General features: G+C 68.4%; 13 protein-coding genes. 12 read left to right on the top strand and 1 reads right to left on the bottom strand.

Translation table 11 applies throughout. The features are described 5' to 3' along the window. Together prfA and prmC are read left to right on the top strand one after the other, a co-directional pair. Complete coding sequence (gene prfA / locus H489_RS21690) at window positions 1-1,083, top strand: peptide chain release factor 1 (RefSeq protein WP_017885756.1); 1,083 nt, start codon at window positions 1-3, stop codon at window positions 1,081-1,083. A 25-nt stretch (window positions 1,084-1,108) separates the two neighbouring features. After that, window positions 1,109-1,984: a peptide chain release factor N(5)-glutamine methyltransferase gene (prmC, locus tag H489_RS21685; RefSeq protein WP_042540885.1), complete on the top strand. Its 876-nt coding sequence runs from the start codon at window positions 1,109-1,111 to the stop codon at window positions 1,982-1,984. Window positions 1,985-2,138: 154 nt separating this feature from the next. Here prmC and H489_RS21680 read toward each other — a convergent pair whose 3' ends face one another. Then, window positions 2,139-2,789, bottom strand: coding sequence for an HAD family hydrolase (locus tag H489_RS21680; protein WP_167578280.1), 651 nt, complete (start codon window positions 2,787-2,789; stop codon window positions 2,139-2,141). A gap of 37 nt (window positions 2,790-2,826) precedes the next feature. On the opposite strand from H489_RS21680, the gene H489_RS21675 reads away from it, so the two are divergent. The 10 genes from H489_RS21675 (at window position 2,827) to atpD (ending at window position 11,987) form a co-directional block, all read left to right on the top strand. Further along, window positions 2,827-3,501, top strand: coding sequence for an L-threonylcarbamoyladenylate synthase (locus H489_RS21675; protein ID WP_017885753.1), 675 nt, complete (start codon window positions 2,827-2,829; stop codon window positions 3,499-3,501). Then, window positions 3,498-4,724, top strand: coding sequence for an MraY family glycosyltransferase (locus tag H489_RS21670; protein ID WP_017885752.1), 1,227 nt, complete (start codon window positions 3,498-3,500; stop codon window positions 4,722-4,724). Before H489_RS21675 ends, H489_RS21670 begins: the two co-directional genes overlap by 4 nt. Further along, complete coding sequence (locus H489_RS21665; protein ID WP_017885751.1) at window positions 4,721-5,212, top strand: hypothetical protein; 492 nt, start codon at window positions 4,721-4,723, stop codon at window positions 5,210-5,212. Before H489_RS21670 ends, H489_RS21665 begins: the two co-directional genes overlap by 4 nt. A 107-nt stretch (window positions 5,213-5,319) precedes the next feature. Continuing rightward, on the top strand, window positions 5,320-6,180 hold the full coding sequence (gene atpB, locus H489_RS21660) for a F0F1 ATP synthase subunit A (protein ID WP_017885750.1): 861 nt from the start codon (window positions 5,320-5,322) through the stop codon (window positions 6,178-6,180). Between the two features lie 61 nt (window positions 6,181-6,241). Next, a complete protein-coding gene (atpE, locus tag H489_RS21655) occupies window positions 6,242-6,484 on the top strand; it encodes an ATP synthase F0 subunit C (RefSeq protein ID WP_017885749.1) in 243 nt (80 codons plus the stop codon). A 9-nt stretch (window positions 6,485-6,493) separates the two neighbouring features. Further along, window positions 6,494-7,048 carry a F0F1 ATP synthase subunit B gene (locus H489_RS21650; protein WP_017885748.1) on the top strand — a complete coding sequence of 185 codons (555 nt, stop codon included), beginning with the start codon at window positions 6,494-6,496 and terminating at the stop codon, window positions 7,046-7,048. Between the two features lie 2 nt (window positions 7,049-7,050). Then, the gene (locus H489_RS21645; protein WP_031259114.1) at window positions 7,051-7,845 is read left to right on the top strand and encodes a F0F1 ATP synthase subunit delta; all 795 of its coding nucleotides are present in this window, start codon (window positions 7,051-7,053) and stop codon (window positions 7,843-7,845) included. Window positions 7,846-7,953: 108 nt separating this feature from the next. After that, complete coding sequence (gene atpA, locus H489_RS21640) at window positions 7,954-9,582, top strand: F0F1 ATP synthase subunit alpha (protein WP_017885746.1); 1,629 nt, start codon at window positions 7,954-7,956, stop codon at window positions 9,580-9,582. Next, the gene (locus H489_RS21635; RefSeq protein ID WP_017885745.1) at window positions 9,583-10,485 is read left to right on the top strand and encodes a F0F1 ATP synthase subunit gamma; all 903 of its coding nucleotides are present in this window, start codon (window positions 9,583-9,585) and stop codon (window positions 10,483-10,485) included. A 47-nt stretch (window positions 10,486-10,532) separates the two neighbouring features. Then, entirely contained in the window at window positions 10,533-11,987 is a 1,455-nt protein-coding gene (gene atpD / locus H489_RS21630; protein ID WP_017885744.1) for a F0F1 ATP synthase subunit beta, read from the top strand. Window position 11,988 lies beyond the last annotated feature (1 nt).

Below are 11,988 nucleotides of genomic sequence, written 5' to 3'. Positions count from 1 at the left end.
GTGTTCGAGTCGGTAGCGGGGCTGCTGGCGGAACACGAGGACCTGACGCAGCAGCTGTCGGACCCCGCGCTCCACGCCGATGCGGCCCGGGCGAAGAAGGTGAACCGGCGGTACGCCGAGCTCAACCAGATCAAGTCCGCGTACGAGGCCTGGCAGGCGGCGGGGGACGACCTCGCCGCCGCCCAGGAACTCGCGCGTGAGGACGCGGCGTTCGCGGACGAGGTCCCCGGGCTCGAGGAGCAGCTGTCGGAGCGCCAGGAGCGTCTCCGGCGGCTGCTCATCCCGCGCGACCCGGACGACGGCCGCGACGTCATCATGGAGATCAAGGGCGGCGAGGGCGGCGAGGAATCGGCGCTGTTCGCGGCCGACCTCCTGCGCATGTACTCGCACTACGCCGAGACCAAGGGTTGGAAGGTCGAGCTCCTCGAGCGCACCGAGTCCGACCTGGGTGGCTACAAGGACGTCCAGGTCGCGATCAAGTCGAACACGACCGACCCGTCCCAGGGCGTCTGGGCACACCTGAAGTACGAGGGCGGTGTGCACCGCGTCCAGCGTGTGCCGCAGACCGAGTCGCAGGGGCGCATCCACACCTCGACCACCGGCGTGCTGGTGTTCCCCGAGGTGGACGAGCCCGAAGAGGTCCAGATCAACCAGAACGACCTGAAGATCGACGTCTACCGGTCCTCCGGTCCGGGCGGCCAGTCGGTCAACACGACGGACTCCGCGGTCCGCATCACCCACCTGCCCACGGGCATCACGGTGGCGATGCAGAACGAGAAGTCGCAGCTGCAGAACCGTGAGGCCGGCATGCGCGTGCTCCGTGCACGCATCCTCGCGCGCCAGCAGGAGGAGCTCGACGCGATCGCCTCGGACGCGCGCAAGTCGCAGATCCGCGGGATGGACCGTTCGGAGCGCATCCGCACGTACAACTTCCCGGAGAACCGGATCGCGGACCACCGCACCGGCTACAAGGCGTACGACCTCGACCGCGTGATGAACGGTGCCCTCGAGCCCGTCATCCAGTCCGCCATCCAGGCGGACGAAGAGGCGCGGCTGGCCGCCATCGGCGACCAGGACGCGTAACCGCACACCCAGCCTGGAGGCCCGTATCACCGCCGACACGCCCCTCACGTACGCCGCGGATCGCCTGCTCGAGCAGGCGACCGCGGCGCTCGTCGCCGTCGGCGTCCCCACGCCCCGGGTCGACGCCGAGCTGCTGCTCGCGTGGGCGACCGACACCTCGCGCGGTGCTGTCCAGGCCCGGGCGCTGATCGGCGGCGGCATCGCCCCGGAGCACGTCGAGCGCTTCCGGCACGCGGTCGCCCGCCGAGCCACCCGTGAGCCGCTGCAGCACATCACTGGGCATGCGTACTTCCGCGCGCTCACCCTGGCGGTCGGACCGGGCGTGTTCGTGCCCCGTCCGGAGACCGAGGGCGTCGTCCAGTTCGGCATCGACGCCCTGCGCGCGACCGCCGTGCCCGAGCCGATCGCCGTCGACCTGGGCTCCGGAAGCGGTGCGATCGCGATCGCGATGGACACCGAGGTGCCGAACGCCGTGGTCTACGCGGTCGAGCGGTCGCCCGAGGCACTGCCCTGGACCCGGCGCAACGTCGATGCCCACGGCGGGACCGTGCGGCTCGTCGACGGCGACCTCGCCGACGCGCTGCCGGAACTCGACGGCACCGTCTCCGTCGTCGTGTCGAACCCGCCGTACGTGCCGGACGACGCGATCCCGGTCGACCCCGAGGTCCGCGACCACGACCCGGCGATGGCGCTCTACGGTGGGCCGGACGGCCTCGACGCCGTGCGCGCCCTCGCCGAGACGGCCTGGCGGTTGCTGGTGCCCGGGGGAGCACTGGTCATCGAGCACGCCGAGCCGCAGGGCGCCGGCGTCCGGCAGGTCCTGGCGGGCCGGGGGTTCCGCACCCCGGAGACGCACGTCGACCTGACGGGTCGCGACCGCACGACCACCGCGACGCGCTAGGCGGGGGTGAGCCGCGCCTCCAGGCCGTCCTCGCCCGCCGTCGGCTGCGGTGAGACGCCGTCGTGTCGGTGAGACGCCGCGATGTGCGCGAGACGCCGCGGTGTCTGGCGGCGTCCTGACAAGACGACGGCGTGTCGGCGGGTGTGAGCGCTCGTCAGGCGACGGGGGAGGTCTCGCGCTGCGCCGCGACGAAGGCGCGGACGTGCTCGCGAAGGTCGGTGTCGTGCTCGACCAGCACCGCGTGGATGCCGACGCTCCGCGCACCCGCGATGTTCTCGGGCATGTCGTCGGCGAAGAAGGTGCGCTCCGCGGGGACCCCGTGGTGGGCGATCGCACGCTGGAAGACCTCGGGTTCGGGCTTCCGGGCGCCGAAGTTGCTCGTCGTGTCGAGGTGCTCGCCGAAGACCTCGGGCAGGGACGGTGCCCACTCGTGGATCCACCGGCCGGCGAGCGGACCGTTGTTGGTGAGCAGCCCGACACGCCCGTGCTCGCTCGCGATCCGGACCGCCTCGATGCGTTCCGGCAGCTCGGTCATCGCGGCGCCGCGGATCCGGGCCCAGTCGGCCTCGGGGACGTCGCACTCCATCGCGCGCTCGAACGCAGCGAGGTACTCGTCGCCGTCCGCGAACCCACCGGCCTCGGCGCGCATCTCGTGACCGCAGTCCCACCAGCGGCGTCGGAGCTCCTCGAACGCGTGTCCGGTGAACTCGGAGAGTGCGTCCATGCGCACCTTCCAGTCGTACCGGACCAGGACGTCGTCCATGTCGAAGAGGAACAGGAGCGGGGGTGCAGGCGTCTCGTTCACGATGTCCACCATTGTGTCGCACTATCATCGTCGAGTCATGGCATCCCGATACGACTGCACCGACTCCGACGGGCTCCTGACCGGGATGCGGCTCGCACGCGCCGCCCTCGGACGCGGAGAGCTCGTCGTGGTCCCCACCGACACCGTCTACGGCCTCGCCGCGGACGCCTTCAGCGCGACCGCCGTGCAGCGGCTGCTCGACGCGAAGGGCCGCACACGGCAGTCCCCGCCGCCCGTGCTCATCCCCGGTCCGCCCACGCTCGACGCCCTCGCCAGCGACGTCCCGCAGCCGGTGCGCGACCTGGTGGCCGAGTTCTGGCCCGGCGGGCTGACCGTCATCCTGCACGCCCAGCCGTCGCTCGACTGGGACCTCGGCGAGACGCGGGGCACGGTCGCCCTGCGGATGCCGGACTCACGGATCGCCCTCGAGCTGTTGCAGGAGGTCGGGCCCCTGGCGGTCTCGTCCGCGAACTCCACGGGCGACCCGGCCGCGATGGACGTCGACGCCGCCGAACGCATGCTCGGTGACAGCGTCGCGATCTACCTGGACGGCGGGCCGATCGAGGTGCACGACGGCTTCGAGGCCAGCACGGGGTCGACCATCGTCGACGCCACCGGGCTGTCGGACGGCGGGAAGCTCCGCATCGTCCGGCACGGGGTGATCCCCGACGAGGAGATCATCCGGGTCGTCGGAGCCGACCTCGTCACATGAAGTACTACCTGCTCGCGGGGGCCATCGCCGCGGTCGTGAGCTTCGTGATGAGCCTGATCGTCTGGAAGCTCGGGCTGAAGTACAAGTGGTACCCGCAGGTCCGCGAGCGGGACGTGCACCGCACCCCGACGCCGCGGCTCGGCGGCATCGCGATGTACATCGGCGTCATCGTCTCGCTGCTGGCGGCCTGGTTCCTGTTCCCGTCGATCGCGGGGACCGACTACTTCCGGTTGGTGTTCTCCGAGCCGGGCCGTGTGCTCGCGGTGCTCGGGGGAGCGACGATCATCGTGGTCCTCGGCGTCGCGGACGACATCTGGGACCTCGACTGGATGACGAAGCTCGCCGGGCAGATCATCGCGGCGGGCATCCTCGCCTGGCAGGGCGTCGCGATCGTGTCGCTGCCGATCGGCAACACGCTGGGCGTCGGGTCGTCGTACATGAGCCTGATCTTCACCGTGCTGGCCGTGGTGCTCGTGATGAACGCGGTGAACTTCATCGACGGGCTCGACGGGCTGGTGGCCGGTGTCGCGATCATCGCCGGCGGCGTGTTCTTCCTCTACACGTTCTTCATCAACCGCGTGGTCGTGCAGACCGAGTTCTTCTTCAACCTGCCGTCGCTGCTCACCGCGGTCCTCGTCGGGGCCTGCTTCGGCTTCCTCATCCTGAACTGGCACCCCGCGAAGCTCTTCATGGGGGATGCCGGCGCGCTGCTCGTCGGGTTCCTGATGGCCACGAGTGCGGTCTCGGTCACGGGCAACATCGACCCGGCGGCGGTCCAGACACGCCAGGCGCTGCTGCCGGCGTTCATCCCGATCCTGCTGCCGTTCGCGATCCTGATCGTCCCGATCCTGGACTTCGGGCTCGCGGTCACCCGACGGCTCAGCGCGGGGAAGTCGCCGTTCTCGGCCGACCGGAAGCACCTGCACCACCGCCTGCTCGACATGGGGCACTCGCACTTCCACGCGGTGCTGATCTTCTACGCCTGGACCGCGACCGTCGCCTTCGGGTGCCTGCTGTTCCTCTTCGTGGACTGGTACTGGGTCGTCGTCTTCGTGTCCGTCGGCTTCACCGTCTGCGCCGTCGCGACGTTCGCGCCGCTCGGACGGAAGCGCGCCGAGATCGCCGCGCAGACCGCCAACCGCTCCGCCGCCGTGGTGGACGCGAGCCTCGACCCGCTCGACCGGGCCGCCAACGACCGCACGATCCCTGGAGACATCACGTGACCGCACCGAACGCGCTCGACCACGTCCGGCCAGTGTTCCGCCGCATCATCACCTGGGGAGCGGTCCTCGCCGTCGCCCTGGCGGTCGTCGGCGGACTCATCGGGTTCCTCGTCGCGGACGGCCCCGGGCTGGTCGGGGGACTGCTCGGCGCGGTGCTGAGCGTCGTGTTCCTCGGCCTCACCGCGGTCAGTGTCCTCGTCGCGCTGCGGGTGTCGAAGGGCCAGATGATCTCGGGTGCGTTCTTCGGGATCGTGATGGGCACCTGGCTGCTGAAGTTCATCGTCTTCATCGTGCTGCTGGTCCTGCTCAGGGACCGCGACTGGGTCGACTTCCCGGTGCTGGCGATCGTGATCATCGCGGGGGTCGTCGGCTCCCTGGTGATCGACGTCGTCGCGGTCGCGAAGGCCCGCACCCCGATCGACGTCCGGCTGCCGGGCGACGGTCTCGACGACTCCGCGGACGCTGGGAACCCGACCCCCCGCGTCTGAGAAGCCGGGAAGCCTCTCGCACCTGATAGGCTTCTCGAAGTCCGCTACCGGAGCCTTTCGCTCGGGGCGGGCGAGCCTCCACAACGTCCACCATCGCGTGCCATGATGTGCGCGCGCCGACACAGGAGACAGCGCTGCTATCCCACGCTCTTCCCCTGTCCCTCTCCGCTGCGGTTGACACCGTCGCGGCGGGGAGCAGCAAGGCCGCCGAGTTCCATGGTCCGTCGATCAACGAGTTCTTCCCCGATGCTCTTCTGTGGGCAGGGACGCCGTTCGAGATCGATCGGCTCGTCCTCATCCGATTCTTCGCCGTCGCCGTGCTCCTGGTGTTCGCGTTCGTGGGTACCCGTGCACTGAAGCTCGTGCCGAACCGCGGTCAGGCGTTCATCGAGTACGCGTTCGACGTCGTCCGCCGCAACACCTTCGACAACCTCGGCGAGAAGGACGGCAAGCGCTTCCTGCCGCTCCTGGCGACGATCTTCTTCGGCGTGCTGTTCATGAACCTGACCGGTCTGGTGCCGTTCATGAACCTCGGCGGGACCAGTCGCATCGCGATGCCGATGATCCTGGCGATCGTCGCGTACGTCGCGTTCATCTACGCCGGTCTCCGCAAGCACCCGGGCACGTTCCTCCGGAACTCGCTCTTCCCGCCCGGTGTGCCGTGGTTCCTCTACATCATCGTGACGCCGATCGAGCTGGTCTCGACCTTCGTGCTCCGTCCCGTCACCCTGACGCTGCGACTCCTGATGAACATGGTCGTGGGGCACCTGCTCCTCGTGCTGTTCTTCTCGGCCACGCAGTTCTTCTTCTTCGACGCTTCGCTCGGCTTCAAGGCCTTCGGCGTCGGGACCATCGCGTTCGGCATCGCGTTCAGCTTCTTCGAGGTCCTCGTCGCGCTGCTGCAGGCCTACGTCTTCATGCTCCTCACCGCCGTCTACATCCAGCTGGCGCTGGCTGACGAGCACTGATTCCTCACTGACCCCCTACGGGACCGACGACCGTCGGACCCGCACCTCGAAAGGAAAACACGTGGACGCAACGACCGTTCTCGCGGAGATCAACGGCAACATCGCGACGGTTGGCTACGGCCTCGCAGCGATCGGCCCGGCCATCGGCGTCGGCATCGTCGTCGGTAAGACGATCGAGTCCGTCGCTCGCCAGCCCGAGCTCCAGGGCCGCCTGACGACCCTCATGTACATCGGTATCGCCTTCACCGAGGCCCTGGCCTTCATCGGTATCGCCACGTACTTCATCTTCACCGGCACCAACTAAGGCTCCTCGATGCACAACGCACTCATCATCGCGGCGGAGGAGACGCACAACCCGCTGATCCCGCCGTTGTACGACGTCGTCTGGTCGGCGCTTGCCTTCGTCATCATCTTCCTGGTGATGTGGCGTGTCGTCACGCCGCGCATCACGAAGATGCTCGATGAGCGCACCGAGGCCATCGAGGGCGGCATCAAGAAGGCCGAGGCCGCTCAGGAGCAGGCCGCTGCTGCGCTCGAGGAGTACAACAAGCAGCTCGCTGATGCACGTGCCGAGGCATCGCGCATCCGTGAGCAGGCCCGCGCCGACGCCACGGCGATCGGCAACGAGGTCCGCGAGCAGGCGACCGCCGATGCAGCACGCATCACGGCCAACGCCCAGGCGCAGATCGAGGCCGAGCGCCAGAGCGCCGTCCAGGCACTCCGGTCCGAAGTTGGCACCCTCGCGCTGGACCTCGCGTCCGGCGTGATCGGTGAGTCCCTCAAGGACGACGCCAAGTCCACCGCAGTGGTCGACCGCTTCCTCGCCGACCTCGAGGCCTCGCAGGCCACGAAGACGGGGGAGCACTGAGCATGCGCAGCGCTACCAGAGAAGCACTCGCGTCCACCAGGGCGGTGCTCTCGGACCTCGGTCCGAGCGCCGGCCTGGTCGCGGGTGCCGAGATCCTCGCCTCCGGGCGTGCGATCGCCGGTGCGCCGCAGCTGCTCGGGCTGCTGTCCGACCCCACGGCCGACGCGGCCGGCAAGAAGGTCCTCATCGACCGTGTCTTCGCCGGACAGTCGGACGCGACGCGTGCGGTCCTGACCGCGGTGGCCGGCTCGCGCTGGTCCTCCCAGCAGGACCTGCTCGCCGGCATCGAGGACGCGGGCATCCGCGCCGTCGCCGCCACCGCGGGTCCGGACTCGTCGATCGAGTCGGAGTTGTTCGCCTTCGAGACCGCCGTCCGTTCGGACGCCGGACTCGAGCTGGCGCTCGGCACCAAGCTCGGCAGCCCCGAGCAGAAGGGCGCGCTCGTCGAGCGGCTCCTCGGTGCCAAGGCGTCGGAGCAGACGGTCATCATCGTGTCGTCCCTGGTGCAGCAGCCCCGTGGTCGTCGCATCGGTGAGATCGTCCGCGACGCATCGCGCATCGTGGCCGAGCAGGCCGGCAAGCTCGTCGCGACGGTCGTCACGGCGACGCACCTGACCCCCGCCCAGTCGGCCCGCGTCACGCGCGGTCTGTCCGAGCGGTACGGCAAGGACATCAGCATCAACCAGGTCGTCGACCCCACGGTCGTCGGCGGGGTCCGGGTGCAGATCGGCGGCGACGTCATCGACGGCACCGTGTCCACGCGACTCTCGGAGCTCCGGCTCCAGCTCGCCGGCTAGGCGTACGGTCGAAGCCGCTCCTCCCCAAGTCCACAACGGGAACTGCCGAGTTCGGCAGCGTCACCCTCTCGGAGCCGAAGGGCCCCGGAAAACCACAAGGAAAATCCCATGGCAGACATCACCATCAGCCCCGATGAGATCCGTGATGCCCTGAAGGACTTCGTCTCGAACTACGAGCCGACGAAGGCCTCCACGGCCGAGGTCGGGCACGTCACCGACGCCGGTGACGGCATCGCCCACGTCGAGGGTCTCCCCGGCGTCATGGCGAACGAGCTCATCCGCTTCGCGGACGGCACGCTCGGCCTGGCGCAGAACCTCGATGAGGACTCGATCGGCGCCATCGTGCTCGGCGAGTTCGGCGGCATCGAAGAGGGCATGGAGGTCACCCGCACGGGTGAGGTCCTCTCCGCCCCCGTCGGCGACGCCTTCCTCGGTCGCGTCGTCGACCCGCTCGGCGCCCCGATCGACGGTCTCGGCGAGATCGCAGCCGAAGGCCGTCGTGCCCTCGAGCTGCAGGCCCCCGGCGTCATGGCCCGCAAGTCGGTCCACCAGCCGCTGCAGACCGGCATCAAGGCCATCGACGCGATGATCCCCGTCGGCCGTGGTCAGCGTCAGCTGATCATCGGCGACCGCCAGACCGGCAAGACGGCCATCGCGATCGACACGATCATCAACCAGAAGGCCAACTGGGAGTCCGGCGACGAGGACAAGCAGGTCCGCTGCATCTACGTCGCCATCGGCCAGAAGGGCTCCACGATCGCCTCCGTCAAGGGTGCGCTCGAGGACGCCGGTGCGATGGAGTACACCACCATCGTCGCCGCCCCGGCCTCCGACCCGGCCGGCTTCAAGTACCTCGCCCCGTACACCGGTTCGGCCATCGGCCAGCACTGGATGTACCAGGGCAAGCACGTCCTCATCATCTTCGATGACCTGTCGAAGCAGGCCGAGGCCTACCGTGCGGTGTCGCTCCTGCTGCGTCGTCCGCCGGGCCGCGAGGCCTACCCGGGTGACGTCTTCTACCTGCACTCCCGTCTGCTGGAGCGTTGCGCGAAGCTGTCCGACGAGCTCGGCGCGGGCTCGATGACGGGTCTCCCGATCATCGAGACCAAGGCGAACGACGTCTCGGCGTACATCCCGACCAACGTCATCTCCATCACCGACGGCCAGATCTTCCTGCAGTCGGACCTCTTCAACGCGAACCAGCGTCCGGCCGTCGACGTGGGCATCTCCGTGTCCCGCGTCGGTGGTGACGCCCAGGTGAAGTCGATCAAGAAGGTCTCCGGCACGCTGAAGCTCGAGCTGGCGCAGTACCGCTCGCTCGAGGCGTTCGCGATGTTCGCGTCCGACCTCGACCAGGCGTCGCGTCGTCAGCTGGAGCGCGGTGCACGTCTGACCGAGCTCCTCAAGCAGCCGCAGTACTCGCCGTACCCGGTCGAGGAGCAGGTCGTCTCGATCTGGGCCGGCACGAACGGCAAGCTCGACACCGTCCCGGTGCCGGACGTGCTCCGCTTCGAGTCCGAGCTGCTCGACCACCTGCGTCGCAACTCCGACGTGCTCACGACCCTGCGCGAGACGAACCAGCTCAGCGACGACACCGTCGCCGAGATGGACAAGCAGATCGACGAGTTCACGAAGAGCTTCCAGACGAGCGACGGCAAGACCCTCGGCTCCGAGCAGTTCGACGCGGCCGAGGCCGAGGACGTCGACCAGGAGCAGATCGTCAAGGGTCGTCGCTAGATGGCAGCGCAGGTCCGGGTCTACCGCCAGCGGATCAAGTCGGCGAAGACCACGAAGAAGGTCACCCGCGCGATGGAGCTGATCTCGGCGTCGCGGATCCAGAAGGCGCAGGCCCGTATGGCTGCGTCCGGTCCGTACTCGCGGGCCGTCACGCGTGCGGTGTCGGCCGTGGCGACGTTCTCGAACGTCGACCACGTGCTGACCACCGAGCCGGAGTCGTCGACCCGTGCAGCCGTCGTGCTCTTCACCTCGGACCGCGGCCTGAACGGTGCGTTCAGCACGAACGTCCTCAAGCAGGGCGAGGAGCTCGCCTCCCTGCTCCGCAGCGAGGGCAAGGACGTCGTCTACTACCTGGTCGGTCGCAAGTCCGTCGGGTACTTCGCGTTCCGTGAGCGTCCGTCCGAGCAGCAGTGGGTCGGCAACACCGACCAGCCGGAGTTCTCGACGGCCAAGGAGATCGGCGACGCCGTCGTGGCGAAGTTCCTCCAGGACACCGCTGCGGGCGGCGTGGACGAGATCCACATCGTGTTCAACCGGTTCATCAGCCTGGCGACCCAAGAGCCCCAGGTCGTTCGCCTGCTGCCCCTCGAGGTCGTCGAGGGCATCGATGAGCCCGAGGGCAACGAGCCCCTGCCGCTCTACGAGTTCGAGCCGGACGCCGACGCGGTGCTCGACTCGCTGCTCCCGGTCTACATCGAGAGCCGCATCTTCAACGCCATGCTGCAGTCGGCTGCTTCCGAGCACGCCGCACGGCAGAAGGCGATGAAGGCGGCCAGCGACAACGCCGACTCGCTGATCCGTGACTTCACCCGACTCGCGAACAACGCGCGTCAGGCGGAGATCACCCAGCAGATCTCCGAGATCGTCGGCGGCGCCGACGCCCTCTCGTCGAAGAAGAAGTAGTCCGCGTCGTTCGCGGACAGATACCCACCCTCAGGAAGGCACCAGCCATGACCGACACCGCAACCACCGCGGTCGAGACGTCGTCGGCGCCCGGTGTCGGCCGGATCGCCCGCGTCACGGGCCCCGTCGTCGACATCGAGTTCCCCCACGACGCAATCCCGGAGATGTACAACCTCCTGTTCACGACCATCACCATCGGTGACTCGTCGCAGGAGATCGGCCTCGAGGTCGCGCAGCACCTCGGCGACGACCTCGTTCGTGCCATCTCCCTGAAGCCGACCGACGGCCTGGTCCGTGGCCAGGAGGTCCGTGACTCGGGCGCTCCGATCTCGGTCCCCGTCGGCGACGTCACCAAGGGCAAGGTCTTCGACGTCCTCGGCAACGTGCTCAACACGGACGAGAAGCTCGAGATCACCGAGCGCTGGCCGATCCACCGCAAGGCCCCGGCCTTCGACCAGCTCGAGTCGAAGACCTCGATGTTCGAGACCGGCATCAAGTCCATCGACCTCCTCACCCCGTACGTGCAGGGTGGCAAGATCGGCCTCTTCGGTGGTGCGGGCGTCGGCAAGACCGTCCTCATCCAGGAGATGATCCAGCGCGTCGCGCAGGACCACGGCGGTGTGTCGGTGTTCGCCGGTGTCGGTGAGCGCACCCGTGAGGGCAACGACCTCATCGGTGAGATGGAAGAGGCGGGTGTCTTCGACAAGACGGCCCTCGTGTTCGGCCAGATGGACGAGCCGCCGGGAACGCGTCTCCGCGTGGCCCTGTCGGCGCTGACGATGGCGGAGTACTTCCGCGATGTCCAGAAGCAGGACGTGCTCCTCTTCATCGACAACATCTTCCGCTTCACGCAGGCCGGCTCCGAGGTCTCGACGCTGCTCGGTCGCATGCCGTCCGCCGTGGGCTACCAGCCCAACCTCGCCGACGAGATGGGTGTGCTCCAGGAGCGCATCACCTCGACGCGTGGTCACTCGATCACCTCGCTGCAGGCGATCTACGTGCCGGCTGACGACTACACCGACCCGGCTCCGGCCACCACGTTCGCGCACCTCGACGCGACGACCGAGCTCTCCCGTGAGATCGCGTCGCAGGGTCTGTACCCCGCGATCGACCCGCTGGCGTCGACGTCGCGCATCATGGACCCGCGTTACCTGGGTGCCGACCACTACGAGACGGCCACGCGCGTCAAGCAGATCCTCCAGAAGAACAAGGAACTGCAGGAGATCATCGCCATCCTCGGTGTCGACGAGCTCTCCGAAGAGGACAAGATCACCGTCGAGCGCGCTCGTCGTATCCAGCAGTTCCTCTCGCAGAACACCTACATGGCGAAGAAGTTCACGGGTGTCGAGGGCTCCACGGTGCCCCTCAAGGACACCATCGAGTCCTTCCGTGCCATCGCCGACGGCGAGTTCGACCACGTTGCGACCCAGGCGTTCTTCAACGTCGGTGGCATCAACGACGTGGAAGAGAAGTGGGCGCAGATCCAGAAGGAGAACCGCTGAC

Source organism: Curtobacterium flaccumfaciens UCD-AKU, from assembly GCF_000349565.1.
Taxonomy (GTDB): domain Bacteria; phylum Actinomycetota; class Actinomycetes; order Actinomycetales; family Microbacteriaceae; genus Curtobacterium; species Curtobacterium poinsettiae.
Note: the sequence above shows the minus strand (reverse complement) of the source record. Positions and strands in the feature narration are given on the sequence as shown.

What these genes read in the sequence shown, in the direction of transcription:
- H489_RS21675 (WP_017885753.1), top strand. Translation starts at nt 2,827, where the DNA reads ATGGCATCCCGATACGACTGCACCGACTCCGACGGGCTCCTGACCGGG.
- atpA (WP_017885746.1), top strand. Translation starts at nt 7,954, where the DNA reads ATGGCAGACATCACCATCAGCCCCGATGAGATCCGTGATGCCCTGAAG.
- H489_RS21670 (WP_017885752.1), top strand. Translation starts at nt 3,498, where the DNA reads ATGAAGTACTACCTGCTCGCGGGGGCCATCGCCGCGGTCGTGAGCTTC.
- H489_RS21645 (WP_031259114.1), top strand. Translation starts at nt 7,051, where the DNA reads ATGCGCAGCGCTACCAGAGAAGCACTCGCGTCCACCAGGGCGGTGCTC.
- H489_RS21650 (WP_017885748.1), top strand. Translation starts at nt 6,494, where the DNA reads ATGCACAACGCACTCATCATCGCGGCGGAGGAGACGCACAACCCGCTG.
- H489_RS21635 (WP_017885745.1), top strand. Translation starts at nt 9,583, where the DNA reads ATGGCAGCGCAGGTCCGGGTCTACCGCCAGCGGATCAAGTCGGCGAAG.
- atpD (WP_017885744.1), top strand. Translation starts at nt 10,533, where the DNA reads ATGACCGACACCGCAACCACCGCGGTCGAGACGTCGTCGGCGCCCGGT.